The sequence below is a fragment of the Terribacillus saccharophilus genome (assembly GCF_046592895.1).
GTDB classification, from domain to species: domain Bacteria; phylum Bacillota; class Bacilli; order Bacillales; family Amphibacillaceae; genus Terribacillus; species Terribacillus saccharophilus_D.
The window spans coordinates 433,491-456,247 of record NZ_JAWVPU010000002.1; the positions used below are offsets into that span (position 1 = coordinate 433,491).

The following is a 22,757-nucleotide window of genomic DNA, read 5'->3' on the forward strand; positions in this document are numbered from 1 at the left end:
GAGATGAAAAAGTGGAGCAAATGGATTGGTATGATGCTATTGGTATTGCTGCTTGCTGCCTGCAGTCAGGGAGCACCGGAATCGGACGGTTCAGCAGGACAGTCGGATGATGGACCGAAGAAATATGCTTTTGTCTTTAAAAATACCGGGAATCCTTACGGAGAAAAGATGCAAGAAGGCTTTGAGAGTGCAGTCAAGGAACTTGGCGGGGAAGTCATTCTGCGCTCACCTGATCAGCCGACTGCAGAAGGCCAAATTCAGGTCATCGAACAGCTGATCACCCAAAAAGTCGATGTCATCGCAGTGGCAGGTAATGATCCGGATGCATTGGAGCCCGCCTTGAAGAAAGCGAAAGATCAGGGAATCAAAGTATTGTCCGTCGATTCGGCAGTCAATGCTGCCAGTCGTGACATCCACGTTAACCAAGCAAACCCAGAGCGTATCGGTCGTGTACAGATTGAAGCTGTATCGGAAATGATCGGCGGTGAAGGCCAAATTGCAATCCTGAGTGCAACGAGCCAGGCTACCAACCAAAATGAGTGGATCGAGTGGATGAAGAAAGAACTCGAGAAAGAAGATTATAAAGATATCGAACTTGTCAAAGTAGCTTACGGAGATGACTTGCGCGATAAAAGTGTATCCGAGACAGAAGCACTGCTAAAATCTTATCCGGATTTAAAAGCGATCATCGCACCTACGACTGTCGGGATTGCCGCAGCTGGCAAAGTGCTGACGGATAAAGGCCTGGAAGGGGAAGTGGCCCTGACAGGTCTCGGATTGCCAAGTGAAATGGCGACCTATATAGAAAGCGGCGTCAGCCCATGGATGTATCTTTGGAACCCGATCGATGTCGGTAAAGGAGCGGCTTATGCAGCCTACGAACTAGCTGAAGGCAATATCAAAGGCGAATTAGGAGAGAAAGTCGATCTTCGCGACCTAGGTGAAGTAGAAGTAGTCGAAGACGGTGAAGGTACACAAATCATGCTCGGCGATCCGTTCAAATTTGACGAGAAGAATATCGATGAATGGAAAGATGTATATTGACCAACAATCAGCCGGGGCATCCCCCGGTTTTTTTGTGGGACGATGATTGGTTTGAACCTTGAACTTTAAGCTGCAAATTATCTGCAAAATCTGGTGAATTTCGAAGCACTATACTGCATTAGCTTTAACCAGTGATATCTAATATGCATCCCACTTAAGAAAATACCTTTTACTAAAAGTAATCGGTGTTTGATCTTCAATTCTTTTTTCGTTTGCATAAGATAAGAAATTATAAAGTTGATGGGCATCCTCATTAAGATAGTTTCCTTTACTAGCGTTATTGCGCCGGAAAAGCTCGATTGCTTCTGGCAGCAATGCAGTGTACGCTTCATCCAAGGCCATATCGTCAGCTATTTCTTCAAGGGATTTATCCGTCCAAATATATTTGAACATGAATTCCGTAGTCATAAGCTTCTTTTGTTTGAAAGTCTTTACTCGTTTTCATATTTTGCACCCTCTTTGCTATTTACCAAAGATCATTGCTCTGCAGCAGTTTGCTTGCTGAATCTGGATTGCGTATCCAGGTACTGTAGTGTTTTCTATTCCGTGAGTGTCCATATAGTATAATGTGTTATTTGAAACATTTTATATTATGAGGGCTTAAGTTAACCATAATAATATTATGTAAACAATCAAAGTCACTTTTTTCTCAAAATTATGTCTTTCATCTAGCCAGCATTAGAAATTCTGTGATACTATTTTACCTATGTAAAGAAAAAGCGTAATGGAGAGAGACACATGAAGGTAGCAAAATTTGGTGGTAGTTCAGTAGCAAGCGCGGAGCAGCTCCGCAAAGTAGCACAAATCGTGAAAGCTGATCAAGAGCGGAAATTCATCGTCGTGTCGGCACCGGGTAAACGGAACAAAGCCGATACCAAGGTGACGGATTTACTGATTGCAATCGGAGAGGCGCATAATAAAGGAGAAGATGTCAGTACACAAGTTGAGAAAGTATTGGCACGTTTCCGGTCCATCGTGGAAGAATTGGAGCTGGATAATCATTTGATCGATCAGATTTCAGATCAGTTGAATGCTATCCTGAATGATTCCATAGCTGCGGTGAATAAAATGGATGCTTTGAAAGCGACAGGAGAAGACTCCCTTGCCAAAGTATTCAGTGCGTATCTGAATAAATTGGGTGTACAAGCTGCCTATGTAAATCCTGAGGAAGCTGGTCTGCTTGTTAGGGAAGAATTAGGTGGGGCGCGTATCCTGGATGAGAGCTTCGCGCTTTTGCATAATTTGCGGGAACGTGAAGGTGTGCTGGTCATTCCTGGTTTCTTCGGTTATACGAAAGAAGGCAAGCTTGCAACATTCCCTCGGGGGGGATCGGATATCACCGGTTCCATCGTCAGTGCGGGTGTAAAGGCGTCACTGTATGAAAACTTCACGGATGTGGATAGTGTATACAGCGTGAATCCGAATATCGTCGACAATCCGAAGGAAATCCATACATTGACATACCGGGAAATGCGTGAACTGTCATATGCAGGCTTTTCCGTCTTCCACGATGAAGCGTTGATTCCTGCATTTCAAGCCAAGATACCTGTATGTGTCAAGAACACGAATAACCCTTCGGCACCTGGAACGATGATCGTCGCCGAAAGGGAAGTATCCGGGAATCCAGTGATTGGAATTGCAAGTGATACAGGCTTTTTGAGCATTTATATCAGCAAGTATTTGATGAACCGCGAGCTTGGTTTCGGCCGCAAGCTGCTTCAAATCCTTGAAGAAGAAAATATTTCTTTCGAACATGCACCTTCCGGTATCGATGATATGAGCGTCATCCTTCGGGAAAGCCAGCTGCCAGCCGACAAGGAAGCGGTTGTCATCCGCCGCCTGAAAGAAGAACTCCAAGCAGATCAAGTATCCATCGATCGCGACTTGGCCATGATCATGATAGTTGGAGAGGGTATGATCGAAACGATCGGTGTATCCAGCACAGCGACAAAGGCATTCAGCGATGCAAATGTCAATATTGAAATGATCAACCAGGGTTCCTCTGAAGTATCCTTGATGTTCGGTGTAAAAGCCCATCAAATCGACGAAGCAGTACAATCATTGTATCAAGCTTTCTTCCAGGAATAAGATATCCGGACAGCGTCTGAAACGTTGTCCGGATTTTTTTCTTGGCGCAAAACAAGCCGGCATGCAATAAGGGTATGGGGAGTATGACATAATTAAAACATCAATCTTTTAGAAGCGCTTTCAATCAATTCTTTTATAATTCAATTGTTTGTAATTGCAAGAATTAGTTTCGAAATTATCAGTGTTGGTAATCATGTAAATAAGTTCATGAATGTGCCTGCATGGATAAATGAAATCTTCAACAGTTGATTATTCTTCATGGCAAGGGAACGATATTGGATGTCTATTGCTGCTGCATACTTTCCTTTAAGTTAATGCAAAAGATTGCAAAGTCCGCAAAGTGCAGTCTTTTTGCTACAATGCTACCCGTTTATTTGGGATGAATCAGTAAGATGCTAGTTACATTCGTATGATGAAGCAAAAACGAACCTTGCATGCCAAAAATCTTATTATTGCTAATTTCTGCAGGGTGTTATACGCTGTATATGTGCAAAACTTTGCAGGATGTGATCAAAATGAAACAAGTACTTATCATCGGGGCCGGGGAGGAAGCAGTTCGATTCATCAGACTGTTTCAGAAAACAGCAGGCTTTCAATTAGCTGGGATGCTGGTGAGGCAGCCTAGTCCCATTGTGAAATACCAAGCAGAACGGATGGATATCCCTCTTTGGAAAGACGTGACGGCGAAATCGCTCGATCAGGTCGATTTTGTGCTGGAAACATCAGAAAGACTAGCGGATTATCTCAATCCAGCGAACTGCAAGGTAGAGATCATATCTGAACAAAGTGCACAATTGATGCTTGCATTCGCATCTGAAGAAGAGAAAAAGAAAACTTCTACATATAATAACCAGCAATTTCGCAGTAAAGCGCTGGGGTACTTGCATGAGGGGGTCCTGTGCATCAATCGGCAGGGCGACATCTTATATGTGAACGAAGCAGCGGAGAAGCTGCTTGGACACAAAAAACATCGGCTGCTCGGTAAACCGATAAATGATATATTACCGGGTTCAAGACTGGCGGAATCGATTCAAAAAAGAGAGCGCTTCGTGGATGAACAGCTCAGATTGCCTTCGGGCAGCGATATTGTCTACACCAGTGCCCCGATCGAAGATGATCAAGAAGCGGTCACGGGTGCATTTGCGGTAATGAAGAAGACTGTTGATATCGTAGCATTAGCCGAGAAACTTACCGATGTCAGGGAAGTGAAATCGATGCTTGCGGCGATCATCGATTCCTCGCAGGAGGCAATCAGCGTTGTGGATGAAAATGGCTTCGGCCTGATTGTCAATCCTGCATACACGCGCCTGACTGGTTACACAGCCGAACAAATTGTCGGCAAACCGGCCGTGACCGACATAATGGAAGGGGAGAGTCTGCATATGCAGGTTCTCCGGACACGCCGGCCAGCAACAGGGGCGAGGATTCGTGTCGGGAAACATGGTAAGGAAATGATGGTCAATGCAGCGCCGATCATCGTAGATGGAAAGCTTCGCGGAAGTGTCGGGGTTTTGCATGACATATCGGAACTGCATGAGCTGCAGGATGAAGTGCAGCGTGCTCGCAAGATCATCCGCAGCTTGGAGAATAAATATACTTTACAAGATGTTGTGGCGGATTCGGAGAGTATGCAAGTGACAGTCGAACAAGTGAAGTTTGCCTTCAATGCAGATGCTCCCTGTCTTTTGCGAGGGGATGCGGGTGTCGGAAAAGGGATGTTTGCAGCCATCATACATAATGAAAGCAAACGACGGCACCGGCCATTTCTGAGAATGGACTGCACCAGTGAAGATGAGTCGAAATTGGACAAGCAGTTGTTTGGTACGCGCAGCAGCAACACAATCGGAATGATTGAAAGAAGTGATGGCGGGACGCTGTTTTTGGATGATGTCGATCATATGCCGCTGTCTATTCAAAAGAAAATCGTGGATTTCATGGAAACAGGCACGCTGGAACTCGCTTCTGGAAAATCGAAGCAAGTGGACACGAGGATCATCGTAAGTGCTCGTCAGCCCTTGGAGCGTGCTGTCTTCGAAAAACGATTTTATGAACCATTCTTCGAAAAGCTGAAACGGATCACGATATATATTCCGGCTCTGGCGGAACGAAAAGAGGATTTCCGGGGATTGTTATCCACAATTGTCCACAAACAAAATCAGCAGCTGCAATCTTCTGTTCAAACTGTTTCTGAATCATCAATCGATGTATTGAAAGAAAAGAAATGGCTGCATAATGTGAAAGAATTGGAAATTGCTGTGACTGAAGCGATGATGCGGATGGAAAAATCGGAGCTTCGCTTGGAGCCAAAGCATCTACAGCATTCTCCTCAAAAGCCGCAAGCTTCAGGAGGCACGCTGCAGGAACAAGTGGAGCTTTTGGAGAAGAAACTGATTGAATCCGCTCTGCAGGCCAATGCTTATAATAAAAAAGCGACAGCAGATCAATTAGGCGTGTCGATTCGCAATTTGTACTACAAAATGGATAAATACAATTTTGACGGAAGTGGCATGCAAGATCTTTCATAACGGGGAAGGAAGAGTATGATGCATAAATTTACCGTTCTTGAGAAAATCGCTGCTGCAAAGCAAGGCAATACGATTGCAATTGCAGCAGCAGATGATTCATCCATTATCAATGCAGTGAAAAAAGCGTCAGATCAGCAGTTGGCATCTTTTCTGCTGTATGGTGATAGTGACCGGTTAAAGGAGTTAATGAAGGAAGCTGACCTTTCTGGAGACGAAGTCGAGTGCATCAATGCCTCATCGGCAGAGCAAGCAGCTGATATGGCAATAAAGGCCTGGAAGACAGGCAAAGCAACTTTACTTATGAAAGGCATCGTGAGTACCGATGTGCTGGCAAGTAAGATATTGAAAGACAAATCGCTGATCAAGCCTGACACCATCTTGTCACAGCTTGCCATATTCGATATTCCTTCCTATCATAAGCTGCTTTTTCTGACAGATGCCGGTATCAATATTGCGCCTTCCCTGGAAGCTAAGAAAAAAATCCTGAAAAATGCTGTATCGGTTTACACGAAGATGCTTCACGCCGAGCCTAAAGTCGCTGTACTTGCGGCTACCGAAAAAGTGAACCCGGCCATGGCTGCAACGACGGATGCGGCACTGCTTTCGGTCATGCAGCGGAGGGGTCAGATCGAGAATTGTTTGGTCGATGGCCCGCTTGCTGTGGATGTCGCATTGTCTGCCCAAGCTGCGACCATCAAAAGAATCGATTCCTCCGTTGCAGGAGATAGCGATATCCTGCTGGTTCCGGAAATCGAGAGCGGAAATATGCTATATAAATCTTTCACCTACGCTGCAGGTGCAGTAAGTGCATCCTTGCTCGTCGGAACGAATACTCCTGTCATTCTTACTTCACGCGCAGATGACAGTAACAGTAAATATTATGCAATATGCTTCGCATTAGCGGCGGCATCATTTGCCTAGGAGGAACTTCAGATGAAAATCTTTGAAACATTGGAACAATACGATTACGAACAGCTCGTCCTTTGCCAGGATAAAGAATCAGGATTGAAAGCGATCATCGCTATCCATGACACAACACTCGGTCCTGCCCTTGGCGGAACGAGAATGTGGACATATGCAACCGAAGAAGAGGCGATTGTCGATGCACTGCGTCTGGCAAAAGGCATGACATATAAAAATGCTGCTGCTGGCTTGAATCTGGGTGGAGGAAAGACAGTCATCATCGGTGATCCGAAAAAAGACAAAAATGAAGCGATGTTCCGCGCGTTCGGCCGCTACGTACAATCTTTGAATGGCCGTTATATTACAGCAGAAGATGTTGGTACCACGGTGGAAGATATGGAGCTGATCCATACAGAAACAGATTTTGTAACAGGTATTTCTGCTGAATCAGGTTCATCAGGCAATCCATCTCCTGTAACAGCTTATGGTGTGTATAAAGGAATCAAAGCATCTGCTAAGGAAGCATTCGGGGATGACAGCTTGGAAGGCAAAACGATTGCGGTCCAAGGAATCGGAAATGTTGCTTTCGCACTTTGTGAACATTTGCATGCAGAAGGTGCCAAATTGATCGTGACGGACATAAACAAAGAGTCTGTTCAAAAAGCGGTCGAGGCATTCGGTGCAACGGCTGTCGACCCAGATGATATCTATGGTGTGGAATGTGACATTTTTGCTCCATGTGCACTCGGAGCTGTCATCAATGACGATACATTGAAGGTGTTGAAAGCTAAAGTAGTGGCAGGAGCTGCCAATAACCAGCTGAAAGACGAGCATCATGGACAGATCCTATTCGACCGCGGCATCGTTTATGCGCCTGATTATGTGATCAACTCCGGCGGTGTCATCAATGTGGAAGATGAATTGCATGGATACAACAGGGAGCGTGCACTGCGTAAAGTGGAAACTATCTACGACAGCTTGCAGCGTGTTTTTGAAATCGCCAAACGCGATGAGATTCCGACAAGCATCGCTGCAGATAGAATGGCAGAAGAAAGAATCGAAACGATGCGCAGATCAAGAAGCCAATTCCTGCGTAACGGCCATCACACTTTAAGCAGAAGATAAATTACGAGGGGGAAACCGCGTGCATACAGCAGAAAATCGTATTTTAGCGATCAATCCAGGTTCTACTTCAACGAAAATCGGTGTGTTTGATGACGAGCATAACATTTTTGAACGGGTGATCCGCCACGATCTAGAAGATATCGGCGGATATGAGAGAGTAATGGATCAATATCAGTTCCGGAAACAAATCATCCTGGATGCCTTGGATTTCGAAGGTATAAGCGTATCCAAGCTGACTGCCGTCTGTGCACGCGGCGGATTGCTCCGTCCGCTCGAGGGCGGTACATACCGCGTGAACGAAGCGATGCTCGCTGACCTTAAAGCTGGTTATAATGGCGAACATGCCTCCAACCTTGGCGGAATCATTGCGTACGAAATTGCGAGCAGCCTGCATATCCCCGCTTTCATCACTGACCCGGTCGTCGTGGACGAACTCGATCCGCTGGCGCGGCTCTCCGGCTTGCCTGGTGTGGAGCGTAAGAGTATATTCCATGCCCTCAACCATAAAGCTATCGCGCGCAAAGCTGCTGCTGCCAAGGATAAAAACTATGAGGACGCGAATATCATCGTCATTCACCTAGGAGGCGGCATCACAGTCGGTGCCCATCATCGCGGACGCGTGATCGATGTGAACAATGGCTTGAGCGGAGAAGGTCCTTATACGCCGGAACGAGCAGGGACAGTTCCGGCAGGGGATTTGATCGAGCTCGCTGTGAGTGGGAAGTATACAAAGGATCAGCTGATGAAGATGCTCACGACTAAGGGCGGGTTTTCTGGGTATTTAGGAACAAATGACGGCAGGCTTGTAGCGGATAGGATCAAGAAGGGTGACCAGGAAGCAAGGCATATCTTTGAAGGCATGGTCTATCAGACAGCGAAGGAAGTCGGCGCAATGGGTGCCGTGCTTTCCGGGGATGTAGATGCGATTGCAGTGACTGGCGGTCTGGCACATGATGATTTGTTCATCAGTATGCTGGAGGGTCGGGTGAGCTGGATTGCCGACGTGCTTGTATATCCAGGTGAAAATGAGCTTCGTGCCCTGACAGAAGGTGCGCTTCGTGTCATGCGAAAAGAAGAAACTGCAAAAGTTTATGTTGTATAGGAGGCAGAAACAATGGTAAGAGAATATGACATTGTCATCTTAGGAGGCGGTACGGGCGGTTACGTTGCCGCCATCCGTGCTTCCCAATTAGGTTTGAAGACGGCAATCGTGGAAAAAGCAGAGCTTGGCGGGACTTGTCTGCATAGAGGATGCATCCCATCCAAGGCATTGCTCCGTTCTGCTGAAGTTTACCGTCAAACAAAAGAAGCGGCAGCTTTCGGAATACATACATCAGATGTACGTCTGGACTTCACAGGCGTACAAAAAAGAAAAGAAGCCATCATCGATCAGTTGCATCGCGGGGTGCAGCATTTGATGAAAAAAGGAAAGATTGAAGTTTTCCAAGGATACGGAAGGATACTTGGACCATCCATCTTTTCTCCGACGGCTGGAACCATTTCAGTGGAATTTGCCGACGACAGGGAAAACGAGATCCTGCTGCCGAAGAATGTGATCGTCGCTACCGGCTCTTCACCGCGATCCTTACCGGGCATTGCTTTTGATGAAGACAGGATTCTCAGTTCAGAAGGTGCTTTGGCATTGCAGGAGCTGCCTGAAACAATCACGATCATCGGCGGAGGGGTCATCGGGATCGAATGGGCATCGATGCTACACGATCTCGGTACCAAGGTCACCGTACTGGAATATCAAGATCGCATCCTGCCGACAGAGGATGAACATATCAGCAAAGAAATGCTCAAACAGCTCAAAAAGCGGGGCATCACCATTCATACGAATGTAAAAGTGGAAAGCGCCGAAGCAGATGATAGCCAAGTAACGATCAAAGCAAAAATGAACGATGAAGAACAAGTTTTTGTTTCTGATAGGATACTTGTTTCGGTGGGACGCAAAGCAAATGTAGGGGATATCGGATTGAAGAATACCGATATCCAGCTTTCGGAGCAAGGTTTCATCCAGACGAATGCTTTTTACCAAACAAATGAATCCCATATTTATGCTATCGGTGATTGCATCGGGGGCATGCAACTGGCTCATGTTGCGTCTAGGGAAGGCATTGTCGCAGTCGAACATATTGCAGATGTGCAGCCAAGTGCTTTGGATTACAATATGGTGCCTGCTTGCGTGTACAGCTATCCGGAAACGGCGAGCGTGGGACTGACGGAAGCCCAAGCGAAAGCCGAAGGTTATTCTGTCAAAACCGGTAAAATGAGCTTCCAGGCAATTGGGAAAGCATTGGTGTATGGCGAAACAGAAGGCTTTGTGAAGATCATCGCCGATGACAAGACGAATGACTTGCTTGGCGTTCATATGATCGGCCCGCATGTCACGGATATGATTTCAGAGGCAGCGCTTGCCAAGCTGCTTGATGCAACACCTTGGGAAATAGGCCAGACGATCCATCCGCATCCGACGCTTTCGGAAATCATCGGGGAAGCGGCGCTTGCGGTCGATGGAGAACAAATTCATGGCTGAGAAATTGAAGAAAGGGGGAGCGGCGATGTCAGAAACGAGACATGCTTCTCTTGGATTATCAGACGAAAAAGTATTGGAAATGTATAGGTGGATGCTCCTGGCAAGAAGAGTGGATGAGCGGATGTGGCTATTGAACAGAGCTGGTAAAATACCGTTCGTTGTCTCTTGTCAAGGACAGGAAGCGGCACAGGTTGGTGCTGCAATGGCGCTGGATACAACGATCGATTATCTTTTACCTTATTATCGTGATTTAGGACTGGTCATGCCATTTGGTATGACGGCGAAGGATTTGATGCTATCTGCATTTGCTAAAGCGGAAGATCCGAACTCCGGTGGACGGCAGATGCCAGGTCATTTCGGAAAAAAATCTTCCCGTATCGTCACAGGTTCCTCTCCGGTAACGACACAGGTACCGCATGCTGTAGGGTTTGCGTTAGCTGCGAAAATGGAGAAAAAACAGCTGGTCAGCTTTGTGACACTCGGCGAAGGTTCCTCGAACCAAGGGGATTTCCACGAAGGGTTGAACTTTGCAGGTGTTCATAAATTACCAGTGATCACAATGGTGCAAAACAATAAATACGCTATCAGTGTACCACAGGAAAAACAGCTTGGCTGTGTGAATGTGTCTGACCGGGCGCAAGGGTATGGTATGCCTGGATTCACGATTGACGGCAACGATCCTTTGGCTGTTTATCAGACGGTGAAAGAAGCACGCGAACGAGCATTGAACGGGGCAGGTCCAACGCTTATCGAAACAGTCAGCTACCGTCTGACACCACATTCCAGTGATGATGATGATATGACATATCGCGAAAAGCAAGAAGTCGAAGAACAGCGTAAAAAAGATGGAGTAATGACATTTGGTGCCTATTTGCGTGAAACCGGCGTTTTGACGGAAGAATTGGAAAACCAGATGGAAGAAGAAATCAAGCAAATCGTAAATGAAGCAACAGACTATGCTGAGCATGCTGAAGATCCGGAACCGGAATCCGCACTGCTTCATGTGTATGCCGATTAAGGAGGAGAAACAATGCCAGTAATGTCCTATATCCAGGCCGTCACGCAAGCGATGCGTGAAGAAATGGAAGCAGATGAAAAAGTTTTCGTATTAGGAGAAGACGTCGGTAAAAAAGGCGGGGTATTCCGAGCTACCGATGGATTGTATGATACATTCGGCGGAGATCGTGCACTGGATACACCGCTTGCGGAATCAGCGATAGCCGGTGTTGCAGTAGGCGCTGCTATGTATGGGCTGAAGCCAATTGCTGAAATGCAGTTCGCTGATTTCATCATGCCGGCGGTCAACCAAATCATTTCGGAAGCAGCGAAGATCCGTTATCGTTCCAATAATGACTGGACATGCCCAGTTACGATTCGTGCGCCTTATGGCGGCGGTGTGCATGGTGCTTTGTACCATTCCCAATCCGTCGAGGCCGTTTTCGCCAATCAGCCTGGTTTGAAAATTGTCATGCCTTCGACACCATACGATGCCAAAGGTTTATTGAAAGCAGCTATCCAAGATCCGGATCCAGTCTTGTTCTTTGAACATAAACGCGCTTACCGCCTAATCAAAGGTGAAGTGCCGGCTGAACCGTATACGCTGCCGATCGGTAAAGCAGACGTAAAACGTGAGGGTTCCGATATAACTGTTATTACGTATGGATTATGCGTGCACTTCGCATTACAGGCGGCTGAAAAACTAGCTGCAGAAGGAATCGAAGCACATATCCTAGATCTGCGTACCATTTATCCGCTCGATAAAGAAGCAATCATCGAGGCTGCATCAAAAACAGGCAAGGTCCTGCTTGTCACAGAAGACAATAAAGAAGGCTCGATCATCGGAGAAGTCGCAGCCATCATCGGGGAGAACTGCCTCTTTGACTTGGATGCGCCGATTCAGCGATTGGCTGCACCTGATGTGCCAGCGATGCCTTATGCGCCTAGTACAGAGAAATACTTCATGGTCAATCCAGCCAAAGTGGAAGCAGCCATGCGAGAATTAGCGGAATTCTAAACGAGGTGTAATGATGACGATAGAGAAAATAACAATGCCGAAACTCGGCGAAAGTGTAACAGAAGGTACCATCAGCACTTGGCTCGTCAAGCCAGGTGACAAAGTCAGCAAATATGATGCCATCGCAGAAGTGATGACAGACAAAGTCAATGCCGAAATTCCAAGCAGTTTCACTGGTGTGATCAAAGAGTTGGTTGCAGCAGAGGGAGATGCAGTTGAAGTCGGGACACTGATTTGTACCATCGAAACAGAAGAAGCAGGAGAGCAAAAACCAGCAGCTGAAACTGCTCCTGTTCAAGAAGCAGCACCAAGCAATACGGCAGCGGATACAGCGATGAAAGCACGTTATTCTCCTGCAGTGATGCGTCTTGCGCAAGAAAATGATTTGGACCTTTCTGCAATCACAGGCAGCGGAAAAGGCGGACGGATCACGCGCAAGGATGTCGAAGCAATCATCGCGTCTGGTGAAAAGCCGCAAAAACAAGAGCAGCAAACAGCTGCTGAACAGAAGCTGGCGCCAACTCCTGTACATGAACAAACTGCAGCACCTGAACAAGCAGCACAAACTGTTGCTTCCGGTAAATCCATACCGGTTACAGGTGTCAGAAAAGCCATCGCTAATAATATGGTCAAAGCAGCAACGGAAATCCCGCATGCATGGATGATGGTCGAAGTCGATGTCACGGACTTGGTTGCTTACCGTAATAAAGTGAAGGATGCCTTCAAAGAAAAAGAAGGCTACTCATTGACGTTCTTCAGTTTCTTCGTGAAAGCTATCGCACAAGCTCTGAAAGAGTTCCCGCAGCTGAACAGCTCGTGGGCTGGAGACAAGATCATCCAGCACGACGAAGTCAATATCTCCATCGCAGTGGCTAAAGAACAGGAATTATTTGTCCCTGTCATCCAATCTGCAGATGACTTGAGCGTCAAAGGTATCGCTAAACAAATTACGAATCTCGCCAAGAAAGCTCGCACAGGCAAATTGACAGCGGCTGACATGCAAGGCGGAACATTTACGGTGAACAACACTGGCTCCTTCGGTTCCGTACAAAGCATGGGCATCATCAACTATCCGCAAGCAGCGATTTTACAGGTGGAATCAATCGTGAAACGACCAGTCATCATAAATGATATGTTTGCGGCCCGCGATATGGTGAATCTATGTCTCAGTCTCGATCATCGTGTGCTGGATGGGTTGATCTGTGGACAGTTCATGGCCAGGGTGAAAGAGATTCTGGAAAACGTATCCGAATCGACGATGCCGATTTACTGAGAAGGACATAGAAATTGAAAGAGACTGAAATTGCTGATACACTTGAACTAGTGTAAAAGGAGGAATACCGATGGCAGATTTCAGAATGTATATGAATGATATCGTAACGACTGCTAGGAAAGATCTTACCGATGCAGGATATACAGAACTAACAACACCGGAGGAAGTGGATTCCACGCTGAAGAACTCCGGAACGACGCTTGTGATGATCAACAGCGTATGCGGATGTGCCGGCGGCATCGCCCGCCCGGCGGCTGCACACAGCCTGCATTACGACAAGCGTCCTGATCAGCTTGTGACGGTGTTCGCCGGTCAGGATAAAGAAGCGACGGAAAGAGCAAGACAATACTTCACTGGGTTCCCGCCAAGTTCTCCATCTTTCGCGTTCTTGAAGGATGGCGAAATCGTCACGATGATCGAACGTCATGACATCGAGGGCCATGAGCCGATGGAAGTAGTCAATAGATTGCAAAGTCTATTCGATGAACATTGCAAAGAAGTTTGACGGAATAAGTCCCCATCCTCCTGGATGAGGGGCTATTCTGATTTTGATCACATTTGACAAGGAGCCCCACTGTGAAAATAGGTTATCGAACGATAAAGACCGCTGTAGGAACACCGCTGGCAATTTGGATAGCGGAGCTGCTGCAGCTGGAAAACAGTGTTTCAGCAGGTATCCTGACGATTTTATGCACGCAAGTGACCCGAAAGAAAAGTTTTCTGGCTGCTTGGCATCGGGTAGCGGCTTGTATGTTGGCAATCATGCTGTCTTTCGTGATATTCGAAACAATCGGATTCCACCCGATCAGCATCGGCATCCTGTTGCTCATTTTCATTCCGCTCACCGTCATGCTGCGTGTTTCACCAGGAATCGTATCAAGTGCAGTCATCATTTTGCATCTATATAATTCCCATGGTATTTCGCTTGATTTGATCATCAATGAAATGATCCTCATCACGGTCGGAATCGGTGTGGCGCTCATCGTGAACTTATATATGCCGAGTCTGGAAGCGACCATCCGTAAAAAGCAAATCATACTGGAACGTAATTTCACCAAGATTTTGAATGAGATTGCTTTGTATCTCCGCAAAGGCGATCAGTCCTGGTCAGGGGAAGAAATAACCGAGACAGAAAAAATCCTGAAAGAAGCGAATCAGCTTGTCGGCAGGGACGTGGAAAATCATGTACTTCGATCCGAGCATCCGTATTATGACTATTTCGAGATGCGGACGAAACAATTCAGCATCCTGAAACGCATCCTTCCTTTGGTGAGCAGGCTCCCGGAGACCTCTTATTCACAATGCGAAAAGCTGGCACATTTTTTTGCCGGTCTTGCAGATTCTGTCCACCCAGGAAATACTGCCGTTTTGTTTCTGGAGGAATTGGAGGGCTTGCGGCAGTCCTTCGATGAAGATCCGCTTCCGAAAACAAGGGAAGAATTCGAGACACGGGCGCATTTGCTGCAGTTATTGTATGAAATGGAAAACTACCTGGAGCTGAAACAATCGTTCAAAGCTAGTGATTTAAAACATAGAAATAGACAGAAGGAGCAACACTAAGAACATCACCAACCGAATAAGGGGATGTTCTTATGCGTTCATTGATCTTAGCGTTCACCTGTTTGTCCATCTTATCTCCTTTGTGGCCGTTCGGCGAGAACCCGATGCCGGGCAGGCCGCTCATCATCGTGAATAAAACAACGAACCAGCTTGCTTACCTGGACGAAGGCGAAGTCATCAAAGTCTATCCGGTAGCAACGGGTAAAAAGCCTGAATCGACACCCGAAGGGCTATTCCTGACGCTGTTCAAGACGGAATACCCTGGTTACTCCCGTAAAGGGATCGCAGGGGGCGACAAGGATAATCCGCTGGGAAGCAGGTGGATCGGCTTCAATGCCGATGATACACAAGGACGCACATATGGTATACATGGAACGAACAGACCGGAATCGATCGGGACACGCGTTTCAGCAGGATGTATCCGGATGCGCAACAGTGATGTGGAGGAGCTGTACGAACAGGTTCCAGTCGGAACGAAGGTGCGGATCATGACTGGCTGGAAGTCTTTTGAGGAAGTGGGAAGAGAAGATGGAGCCATCTTGTCTCCTAGAAGACAAAATAGCTCAGAGTGATGGCGAATGTCGAAATGAGCATGGTGAATATCATCAGATATACCATGAATTTCATCGCGACGCTTTGTTTGGATCTTTTTTTGTTTTGTTTAGCCAATGTTGAGGTGCCTCCCCTTACTTGTTTTATGTTCATTGTACAGGTAAGCAGGTAAGGGGACAAGGAGAAACCACCAGATAAAAAGGAGTACATAAAATGATCAATATAAATGAAAAACGTTTAGTCGATGAGTTTTTCGAATTGGTTCAAGTTGATTCGGAAACTGGTAATGAAAAAGAGATTGCCGAAGTTTTGAAAAGAAAATTCACTGCCCTCGGTGTACAGGTGCAGGAAGATGATTCAATGACTAAAACAGGCCACGGAGCAAACAACTTGGTTTGTACATGGAAAGGCAATGTGGAAGCGGCTGAAACGATTTATTTCACATCTCACATGGATACGGTCGTTCCAGGACAGGGAATCAAACCGCAAATCAAGGATGGCTATATCACAAGTGATGGGACAACGATTCTAGGTGCTGATGATAAAGCGGGATTGGCTGCGATTTTTGAAACAATCAAAGTGTATAACGAGCAGGAATTAGCGCATGGCACAGTGCAGTTCGTGATCACTGCAGGTGAGGAAGCCGGACTTGTCGGCAGCCGAGCACTCGATCCTTCCTTGTTATCAGCCAAATTCGGTTATGCAATCGATAGTGACGGCCCGGTTGGCGACATCGTTGTGGCAGCGCCGACACGTGCAAGCGTAATCGCAAAAGTTTTCGGCAAAACAGCTCATGCTGGTGTAGCACCTGAAAAAGGAATTTCGGCTATCACGGTAGCAGCCAAAGCGATTTCCAAAATGCCGCTTGGCCGAATCGATGAAGAGACCACTGCCAATATCGGCAGATTTGCCGGCGGCAAACAGACAAATATTGTCTGTGATTATGTGGAGATCTTGGCAGAAGCACGATCACTTCAAGCAAGCAAAATGGAAGCGCAAGTGCAAAAGATGAAGCGTGCGTTTGAGCAAACGGCCGAAAGCATGGGCGCTCATGCCGAAGTGGAAATCAAAGTGGAGTATCCAGGCTATAAACAGCAAGCTGGCGACCGCGTCGTGGAAATTGCACGGACAGCAGCGAAAGCAATCGGACGCGACAGCAAACTGACAAGAAGCGGCGGAGGCAGTGATGCGAATGTTATTGCCGGATTCGGAATTCCGACTGTCAATTTGTCTGTCGGCTATGAAGAAATTCACACGACAAATGAACGAATCCCGGTTGGGGAATTGGTTAAAACAGCGGAAATGGTTGCAGCTATCATTCATGAGGTCGCAAACAGCTGATGATAGGAGGCGTGAGCCTCCTATTTTTATTGCAAGCATGTTATAATAAGAACGACAGTTCGCATCGAGAGGAGGGACAGCATGCAATCAAAAGGCAGAGCGATTTTCCACGTGGATATGAATAGTTTTTATGCTTCGGTCGAGATGGCATTTGATCCATCGCTACGTGGGAAACCGCTGGCCATATGCGGCAATCCGGCAGAACGCAAAGGTATCGTCGTCACGAGCAGCTATGAAGCGAGGAAGAAGGGCGTCCGGACGACGATGACATTATGGGAAGCTAGGCGCTTGTGTCCGGAATTGCTTGTGCTGCGCCCGAATTTCGATCGGTACCGGAAAGCATCCAGTGAGATGTTCAAGATCCTTAATGATATAACACCAATCATCCAGCCTGTATCAATTGATGAAGGATATATGGACGTGACAGATCAAGCCCATTTAGGTTCTTCCATGGATATAGCCCAGATGATACAGAATCGTATTCTGAAAGAGCTGGATTTGCCATGCAGCATCGGTGTTGCACCGAATAAATTCCTCGCCAAGATGGCTTCGGATATGAAAAAGCCGCTTGGAATCACCATTTTGCGGAAGCGGGATATACCAGAGAAGCTATGGCCGCTTCCGATAGAGGAAATGTACGGCGTCGGGGCGAAGACGGCAGAGAAGATGCGTTCACTTGGTATTAAAACGATCGGTGATTTGGCACATAAAGATCCGTATCAATTGAAACGGATCTTTGGTGTGAATGGAGAGAGGCTTTCCAATCGTGCCAATGGAATAGACGACAGACCGGTTGATCCGGAAGCGGTGAACAGTTTCAAAAGTATCGGTAGTTCCCAGACATTGCCGCAGGACACGACAGATGATAAAGAACTGGATCAGCTGCTTCGGGAATTATCCAAAAGCGTGGAGAAACGCATGCATAGGAAAGAAGCCATTGCCAAAGGCATACAATTGATGATTCGTTATCATGACCGCAAAACGATAACACGCAGCAAGAAGCTCACGAACTTCATGGAAACGGCAGATGAAGTATTCACCCACGCCCAGTCATTGCTTCATACCCACTGGAATGGAGAGCCGATCCGGCTATTGGGTGTCAGTGTATTCGATGTCGCCGAGAAAAAAGAAGTCGGCAAGCAGCTTGATTTGTTCACTTACGAAAAAGAAGCGTCAAAAGAAGGCTTGTATAAAGCAATCGACCAGCTGACGGATAAATTCGGGAAGAATCCTTTCCGCAGTTTACATTCTGCAGGTTCCGACCATGTCAGGACGAGTTTTCAAAAAGATTTTCTGGATGATTATAAAAAATAGCAGCGATTTCCTCAGGAATCGCTGCTATTTTTATATACTTCAAAAACGCTAAGATCTTCTGCCAACTCGGTATTCTGAAAGACCGTTCGTGCTTGTTCTGCCAATATACTTGCTTCATCCTGATGATAGCGGGCAGATATGTGGGTTAAAATCAATTTCTTCACGTTCGCGGCTTTTGCCAAGCTCGCGGCCTGGAGTGCAGTGGAATGTCCGTAGGCTTTTGCCATGTCAGGCTCATCCGCTGAGAAAGTGGACTCATGCACAAGGATGTCCGCGCTGTCCAAATTATCCTTTAACTCAGGTAAGTATGTTGTATCACCTAATATAGCGATCTTCCGGCCAGGCTTGTCTGGTCCGACAACATCCGCTCTTCTGATTGACTGGCCGTTTGGAAGCTCCGTCACTTCCTGGTTCTTGATTTGACGATAAATCGGACCAGGTGAGATGCCGAGTTCCTTAAGCTTGTCTGCATTCAGTTCGCCAAGCGTGGCTTTTTCTTCCACGATATATCCGAAGCAAGGAATGCCGTGGGACAATTCGACTGCTTCGACTGTCCAGCCTTCGTCTTCAAATATACGCCCAGGTTCGATTTCATGAATGAGCAGGGAGTTTGCCACCTGACTGCCGCTGACGCTGAGTGAAACCTCGATATACTCTTTGATGCCGCGCGGCCCGTATATTTCAAGCTGCAAATCGGATTGCTGGAAGGAGCGAGTCGATAGCAGACCTGGCAAACCATATATATGATCACCATGCAGGTGTGTGATGAAGATTTTTTCGATTTTGCCTGGTTTGAGCGGGGAGTGCAGCAGCTGATGCTGCGTTGCTTCCCCGCAATCGAACATCCAGACTGCCTGCCGTTCCTGCGGCATGGACAGACAGATGCTCGTTACATTCCGGTCTTTTGAAGGCAGACCGGCGCCTGTTCCAAGAAAATGTAATTCCATGATTTGAAAAGCCTCCTGAAGTTACCAGCCTCGTTTATAAGGAACTGGTGCTTCCAATCTATGATTCAGCTGATCGGCTGCTTCGAGCGGCCAATACGGATTCCGCAGCATCGCACGGGCGATGAAAACAAGATCAGCACGTTCATTTTGCAAGATTTCTTCAGCCATTTGACCAGTCGTGATCAATCCGACAGCTGCAGTATCGACAAGTGCGTGCTTGCGTATTCTTTCCGCATGGACAACTTGATAGCCAGGGTAGACAGCCGATGGTCCTTTGGGGACGACGCCGCCAGTGCTGCAGTCGATCAAATCAACGCCCTGCCGTTTCATTTCGATGCTGTAATAAATGAAATCATTGAGCGTGTTTCCGCCTTCCGCATATTCTTCCGCTGAAATACGGACAAATAATGGTCCATCCCATACTTGCTTCACTGCATCGAGCACTTCGCGCAGAAAACGATATCGTTTCTCGCGGGCACCACCGTATCCATCGATTCGCTGATTCGTCAAAGGAGAAAGGAACTGATTGATAAGATAGCCGTGGGCAGCATGTATTTCGATGACATCGAAGCCTGCTTCCTTGGCACGTGCTGCTGCTGTCTGGTATGCGTGAATCAAATCTTTTATTTTATCTTCCGTCAAAGCTTCCGGAGCCGCAGATTCCCCGTTCCATGGTAAGTTGCTTGGTGCGACGATCGGGTCTGCAGCTTGTGATTTTCTACCAGCATGTCCAAGCTGGATGCCGCTTTTTGCGCCATGCGCCTGGATTCTGCTGCTGATTGCCCGGAGTCCTTCGACTTGGTCATCCGACCAGATCCCAAGGTCTTGGTCGGAAATCCTTCCTTCCGGCGTGACCGCGGTGGATTCCACAAAGATAAGTCCGGCTTGCCCGATCGCTCTGCTTTCATAATGAGTGACGTGAAATGGTGTGGCTTTGCCGTCTTTCTCCTCTACAGCATACATACACATCGGGGAAACGACTATGCGGTTTTTCAATGTACAATTTTTATAAGTGATAGGTTGAAATAATTTAGGTGTAGCCATTGTAGGACCTCCGATTGTTTGATTAACTAGTGATATAACCCTTTTTCAATTCAAGTGCCCGATCCGGCACATCCGAGATGATCACGTCACAGCCTGCTTCAAGAGCTCGTAGTATATAAACAGGCTGATTGACTGTATATACCCGGATTGGGACATTGTGCTGCAGACATTCCTGAATCAGCTTCTTGTTCAATAGACGGAATTTCGGGTGTAAAGCTTTCGCACCCATGTCCTCCATCAAAGCGAAGAGCTGACGAGGTCGTCTGGACGTAAGGAAGCCTGTATCGATAATGGGATCCAAATCGGCGATACGGCGAATCGTATCAGCATTGAAGCTTGAAATCATGGTCCGATCTTTCATGGCATGCAGATCCAAAAGGTCCAGGACGATTCTTTCAATGCCTTGATAAGGATATTTATTCGTTTTCAGCTCCAGATTCAAAAGCATCGAAGTGGGTTTTATCCATTTGAGGAAATCATCAAGCGAGATGATTTGCTCACCAGCGTAATCACGGGAGAACCAAGCGCCAGCATCTGCTTGGCGTAATTCATCGTATGTAAGATTGCGAACCAAGCCGCGTTTGTTCGTCGTGCGGTTGATGCTTTCGTCATGAATGATGACTGGAACTTGGTCTTTTGTCAGCTGCACATCGGTTTCGATGCCGTCAGCCTGCATCAATTCCGCGAGCCGAAAAGCGGCCATCGTATTTTCCGGTGCATATTTGCTGGCACCGCGATGTGCAAATATTTTGGTAGACATGGTTTCACCCCAACTTGGACGTATAGTTGAATTGTGCGAGAAAAACCTGAAAAAGTCAATTTGAAAGGGCGTGCGCACTTGAAACAATGGCAAACGATGGACCAATTGATTGCACTGCTTGCAGAACTGGTGGAAATTGAAAGCGTCACAGGTTCCGAAGCAGAAATTCGTTTTCCGGAACATATATATGCACTTCTGGAACAAAAGCCTTATTTCAAGCAGTGTCCAGAGCATCTGCAGCTTCATCCGCTCCAGGATGGCCGGCAGCTTCTCACCGCACTTGTGAAAAAAACTGATAAAAAAGAAACGATCATCCTGCTCAGTCATTTCGATGTCGTCGGGACAGAGGACTTTGGCATCTTTCAGCATCTTGCAACCAAGGTGCATGACCTGACTGCTGCATACAAGCGAGGAGATGCGGAACTGCCTGCTTCCGTTACAAGTGAAATCCAGCAAGGTGAATGGCTTTTTGGCAGAGGAACGATGGATATGAAAGCAGGATTGGCCATCCACCTTTCCATGCTGGAGCGGGCGATGGATGATGCTTTCGACGGCAACATCCTGCTGCTGACAGTGCCGGATGAGGAAGTCAATTCCGCTGGCATGCTGCGTGCGCTTGAAGTGCTGCAGCAGCTGCAAGCAACGGAAGGTCTGCTATACAAACTATGCATGAACGGAGAACCTGTGTTCAGCAAATACCCAGGCGATACAAGAAACTATCTTTATAGCGGTTCAATCGGCAAAGTGCTGCCCGGTTTCTTCTGCTATGGCAAGGAGACACATGTAGGGGAACCATTCGGGGGACTCAATGCAAACTTGATGATCAGTTATCTGTCACAGGAGCTTGAGCTACAGGAATCTTTCATTGAAGAAGTGGACGGGGAAGTGACACCGCCGCCGGTCAGTTTGATGCTGCGGGATTTGAAGGAGACGTATTCCGTTCAAACTCCTGTATCTGCAGTGACCATGTACAATGTATTATTCCTGGAACAGTCGATTCATGATATCAATGTAAAATTGAAGCAGGCAATGGATAGGGCTGCCAACAAGATTGCGGACCACTATGAACAAAAAGCGAAATTGGCAGCAGCGAAAACCAATGCTGCTCATCCTACCGCTTTTACCATCAAGACGATGTTCTATGAAGAGCTTTATGCTCATGCTGTCAGCCGTTACGGTCAAGGGGAGGTGGAAAGGCGGCAAAACCGCTTGGTAACCACGCGGACGGAAGGCGACCGGGATTTTTCGACAAAGCTCGTCAAGGAACTTGTGAGCATGTGCCACGATTTGGCGCCTGTCATCGTTCTTTTTTACAGCCCGCCGTTTTATCCTGCTGTTTCTTCTTCAAAAGATCCTTATATACAAAGATTGATCCGTGACATTCAAGTGAAAGCGAAGCAAAACTTTGACGAGGAATTGACGCAGGTTCAGTTTTTCCCGGGCCTGTCAGATTCAAGTTTCATTGGGAAACCTACTTCCAAAACGGTCATATTGGACCTCTTATCCAATATGCCGCTGCAGGAAAAAGGATTCACATTGCCAGCGGACTTGATGGAAGGACTTCAGATGCCGATATTGCATTTAGGACCGTATGGCAAAGATGCGCATCAATGGACAGAACGGTTGGAAGTGACTTATAGTTTTGGCAAGTTGCCAGACTTGATCGAAAGTGCGATTGTCTTTGCTCTTCGTACATAATCTCCGCTATGGAGGGGTAAAGAGAAAGAGGTA

21 protein-coding genes are annotated in these 22,757 nt (G+C 47.0%); 16 read left to right on the forward strand and 5 right to left on the reverse strand.

Annotated features, from left to right (window positions below; genetic code table 11):
- Positions 1 to 3: 3 nt before the first annotated feature.
- On the forward strand, positions 4 to 1,044 hold the full coding sequence (gene rhaS, locus SFC66_RS07985) for a rhamnose ABC transporter substrate-binding protein (RefSeq protein WP_411218171.1): 1,041 nt from the start codon (positions 4 to 6) through the stop codon (positions 1,042 to 1,044).
- Positions 1,045 to 1,182: 138 nt separating this feature from the next.
- On the opposite strand, the gene SFC66_RS07990 is transcribed toward rhaS, so the two are convergent.
- Positions 1,183 to 1,452: a hypothetical protein gene (locus SFC66_RS07990; RefSeq protein WP_411218172.1), complete on the reverse strand. Its 270-nt coding sequence runs from the start codon at positions 1,450 to 1,452 to the stop codon at positions 1,183 to 1,185.
- A gap of 330 nt (positions 1,453 to 1,782) precedes the next feature.
- Here SFC66_RS07990 and SFC66_RS07995 point away from each other — a divergent pair, with 330 nt between their 5' ends.
- From SFC66_RS07995 to SFC66_RS08050, 12 genes are all read left to right on the forward strand, one after another.
- Entirely contained in the window at positions 1,783 to 3,132 is a 1,350-nt protein-coding gene (locus tag SFC66_RS07995; protein WP_411218173.1) for an aspartate kinase, read from the forward strand.
- A gap of 515 nt (positions 3,133 to 3,647) precedes the next feature.
- Complete coding sequence (locus tag SFC66_RS08000) at positions 3,648 to 5,657, forward strand: sigma 54-interacting transcriptional regulator (RefSeq protein ID WP_411218174.1); 2,010 nt, start codon at positions 3,648 to 3,650, stop codon at positions 5,655 to 5,657.
- 15 nt (positions 5,658 to 5,672) lie between these two features.
- Positions 5,673 to 6,578 (forward strand): phosphate acyltransferase, encoded by a 906-nt coding sequence (locus tag SFC66_RS08005; protein ID WP_411218175.1) that lies wholly within the window; start codon positions 5,673 to 5,675, stop codon positions 6,576 to 6,578.
- Between the two features lie 12 nt (positions 6,579 to 6,590).
- The gene (locus SFC66_RS08010; RefSeq protein ID WP_411218176.1) at positions 6,591 to 7,685 is read left to right on the forward strand and encodes a Glu/Leu/Phe/Val family dehydrogenase; all 1,095 of its coding nucleotides are present in this window, start codon (positions 6,591 to 6,593) and stop codon (positions 7,683 to 7,685) included.
- Positions 7,686 to 7,704: 19 nt separating this feature from the next.
- Positions 7,705 to 8,787 (forward strand): butyrate kinase, encoded by a 1,083-nt coding sequence (gene buk / locus SFC66_RS08015; RefSeq protein ID WP_411218177.1) that lies wholly within the window; start codon positions 7,705 to 7,707, stop codon positions 8,785 to 8,787.
- Positions 8,788 to 8,799: 12 nt separating this feature from the next.
- Positions 8,800 to 10,221, forward strand: a complete 1,422-nt coding sequence (gene lpdA / locus SFC66_RS08020; RefSeq protein WP_411218178.1) for a dihydrolipoyl dehydrogenase — start codon at positions 8,800 to 8,802, stop codon at positions 10,219 to 10,221.
- Complete coding sequence (locus SFC66_RS08025; protein WP_411218179.1) at positions 10,214 to 11,239, forward strand: thiamine pyrophosphate-dependent dehydrogenase E1 component subunit alpha; 1,026 nt, start codon at positions 10,214 to 10,216, stop codon at positions 11,237 to 11,239. The genes lpdA and SFC66_RS08025 overlap by 8 nt, the downstream gene beginning before the upstream one ends.
- A gap of 12 nt (positions 11,240 to 11,251) precedes the next feature.
- The gene (locus SFC66_RS08030) at positions 11,252 to 12,235 is read left to right on the forward strand and encodes an alpha-ketoacid dehydrogenase subunit beta (protein ID WP_411218180.1); all 984 of its coding nucleotides are present in this window, start codon (positions 11,252 to 11,254) and stop codon (positions 12,233 to 12,235) included.
- Between the two features lie 13 nt (positions 12,236 to 12,248).
- Entirely contained in the window at positions 12,249 to 13,508 is a 1,260-nt protein-coding gene (locus SFC66_RS08035; RefSeq protein WP_411218181.1) for a dihydrolipoamide acetyltransferase family protein, read from the forward strand.
- Positions 13,509 to 13,578: 70 nt separating this feature from the next.
- Positions 13,579 to 14,013, forward strand: coding sequence for a BrxA/BrxB family bacilliredoxin (locus tag SFC66_RS08040; RefSeq protein WP_411218182.1), 435 nt, complete (start codon positions 13,579 to 13,581; stop codon positions 14,011 to 14,013).
- A gap of 71 nt (positions 14,014 to 14,084) precedes the next feature.
- Entirely contained in the window at positions 14,085 to 15,068 is a 984-nt protein-coding gene (locus SFC66_RS08045; protein ID WP_411218183.1) for an aromatic acid exporter family protein, read from the forward strand.
- 32 nt (positions 15,069 to 15,100) lie between these two features.
- The gene (locus tag SFC66_RS08050; RefSeq protein WP_411218184.1) at positions 15,101 to 15,640 is read left to right on the forward strand and encodes a L,D-transpeptidase; all 540 of its coding nucleotides are present in this window, start codon (positions 15,101 to 15,103) and stop codon (positions 15,638 to 15,640) included.
- Here SFC66_RS08050 and prli42 read toward each other — a convergent pair.
- Positions 15,615 to 15,830 carry a stressosome-associated protein Prli42 gene (gene prli42 / locus SFC66_RS08055; RefSeq protein WP_411218185.1) on the reverse strand — a complete coding sequence of 72 codons (216 nt, stop codon included), beginning with the start codon at positions 15,828 to 15,830 and terminating at the stop codon, positions 15,615 to 15,617. The two genes, SFC66_RS08050 and prli42, sit on opposite strands and share 26 nt — an antisense overlap.
- A 3-nt stretch (positions 15,831 to 15,833) precedes the next feature.
- On the opposite strand from prli42, the gene SFC66_RS08060 reads away from it, so the two are divergent.
- Together SFC66_RS08060 and SFC66_RS08065 are read left to right on the forward strand one after the other, a co-directional pair.
- Positions 15,834 to 16,961, forward strand: coding sequence for a M20/M25/M40 family metallo-hydrolase (locus SFC66_RS08060; protein ID WP_411218186.1), 1,128 nt, complete (start codon positions 15,834 to 15,836; stop codon positions 16,959 to 16,961).
- Between the two features lie 81 nt (positions 16,962 to 17,042).
- Positions 17,043 to 18,275, forward strand: coding sequence for a DNA polymerase IV (locus tag SFC66_RS08065; protein ID WP_411218187.1), 1,233 nt, complete (start codon positions 17,043 to 17,045; stop codon positions 18,273 to 18,275).
- Between the two features lie 11 nt (positions 18,276 to 18,286).
- Here the strand turns inward: SFC66_RS08065 and rnz are convergent, their stop codons facing one another.
- Genes rnz through SFC66_RS08080 form a run of 3 tightly spaced genes read right to left on the reverse strand, consistent with a single transcriptional unit; the run spans position 18,287 to position 21,026 of the window.
- Positions 18,287 to 19,222, reverse strand: coding sequence for a ribonuclease Z (gene rnz / locus SFC66_RS08070; RefSeq protein ID WP_411218188.1), 936 nt, complete (start codon positions 19,220 to 19,222; stop codon positions 18,287 to 18,289).
- Positions 19,223 to 19,243: 21 nt separating this feature from the next.
- Positions 19,244 to 20,266 (reverse strand): NADPH dehydrogenase NamA, encoded by a 1,023-nt coding sequence (namA, locus tag SFC66_RS08075; RefSeq protein WP_411218189.1) that lies wholly within the window; start codon positions 20,264 to 20,266, stop codon positions 19,244 to 19,246.
- 22 nt (positions 20,267 to 20,288) lie between these two features.
- Positions 20,289 to 21,026, reverse strand: coding sequence for a glycerophosphodiester phosphodiesterase (locus tag SFC66_RS08080; protein ID WP_411218190.1), 738 nt, complete (start codon positions 21,024 to 21,026; stop codon positions 20,289 to 20,291).
- Between the two features lie 96 nt (positions 21,027 to 21,122).
- Here SFC66_RS08080 and SFC66_RS08085 point away from each other — a divergent pair, with 96 nt between their 5' ends.
- Positions 21,123 to 22,724: a M20/M25/M40 family metallo-hydrolase gene (locus tag SFC66_RS08085; protein ID WP_411218715.1), complete on the forward strand. Its 1,602-nt coding sequence runs from the start codon at positions 21,123 to 21,125 to the stop codon at positions 22,722 to 22,724.
- Positions 22,725 to 22,757: the final 33 nt, after the last annotated feature.

Bases quoted from the DNA above. Each gene is read 5' to 3' on its own strand.
- rhaS (WP_411218171.1), top strand. From the start codon at position 4: ATGAAAAAGTGGAGCAAATGGATTGGTATGATGCTATTGGTATTGCTG.
- SFC66_RS07990 (WP_411218172.1), bottom strand. From the start codon at position 1,452: ATGACTACGGAATTCATGTTCAAATATATTTGGACGGATAAATCCCTT.
- SFC66_RS07995 (WP_411218173.1), top strand. From the start codon at position 1,783: ATGAAGGTAGCAAAATTTGGTGGTAGTTCAGTAGCAAGCGCGGAGCAG.
- SFC66_RS08000 (WP_411218174.1), top strand. From the start codon at position 3,648: ATGAAACAAGTACTTATCATCGGGGCCGGGGAGGAAGCAGTTCGATTC.
- SFC66_RS08005 (WP_411218175.1), top strand. From the start codon at position 5,673: ATGATGCATAAATTTACCGTTCTTGAGAAAATCGCTGCTGCAAAGCAA.
- SFC66_RS08010 (WP_411218176.1), top strand. From the start codon at position 6,591: ATGAAAATCTTTGAAACATTGGAACAATACGATTACGAACAGCTCGTC.
- lpdA (WP_411218178.1), top strand. From the start codon at position 8,800: ATGGTAAGAGAATATGACATTGTCATCTTAGGAGGCGGTACGGGCGGT.
- SFC66_RS08025 (WP_411218179.1), top strand. From the start codon at position 10,214: ATGGCTGAGAAATTGAAGAAAGGGGGAGCGGCGATGTCAGAAACGAGA.
- SFC66_RS08030 (WP_411218180.1), top strand. From the start codon at position 11,252: ATGCCAGTAATGTCCTATATCCAGGCCGTCACGCAAGCGATGCGTGAA.
- SFC66_RS08035 (WP_411218181.1), top strand. From the start codon at position 12,249: ATGACGATAGAGAAAATAACAATGCCGAAACTCGGCGAAAGTGTAACA.
- SFC66_RS08040 (WP_411218182.1), top strand. From the start codon at position 13,579: ATGGCAGATTTCAGAATGTATATGAATGATATCGTAACGACTGCTAGG.
- SFC66_RS08050 (WP_411218184.1), top strand. From the start codon at position 15,101: ATGCGTTCATTGATCTTAGCGTTCACCTGTTTGTCCATCTTATCTCCT.
- prli42 (WP_411218185.1), bottom strand. From the start codon at position 15,830: ATGTACTCCTTTTTATCTGGTGGTTTCTCCTTGTCCCCTTACCTGCTT.
- SFC66_RS08060 (WP_411218186.1), top strand. From the start codon at position 15,834: ATGATCAATATAAATGAAAAACGTTTAGTCGATGAGTTTTTCGAATTG.
- SFC66_RS08065 (WP_411218187.1), top strand. From the start codon at position 17,043: ATGCAATCAAAAGGCAGAGCGATTTTCCACGTGGATATGAATAGTTTT.
- rnz (WP_411218188.1), bottom strand. From the start codon at position 19,222: ATGGAATTACATTTTCTTGGAACAGGCGCCGGTCTGCCTTCAAAAGAC.
- namA (WP_411218189.1), bottom strand. From the start codon at position 20,266: ATGGCTACACCTAAATTATTTCAACCTATCACTTATAAAAATTGTACA.
- SFC66_RS08080 (WP_411218190.1), bottom strand. From the start codon at position 21,026: ATGTCTACCAAAATATTTGCACATCGCGGTGCCAGCAAATATGCACCG.
- SFC66_RS08085 (WP_411218715.1), top strand. From the start codon at position 21,123: ATGGACCAATTGATTGCACTGCTTGCAGAACTGGTGGAAATTGAAAGC.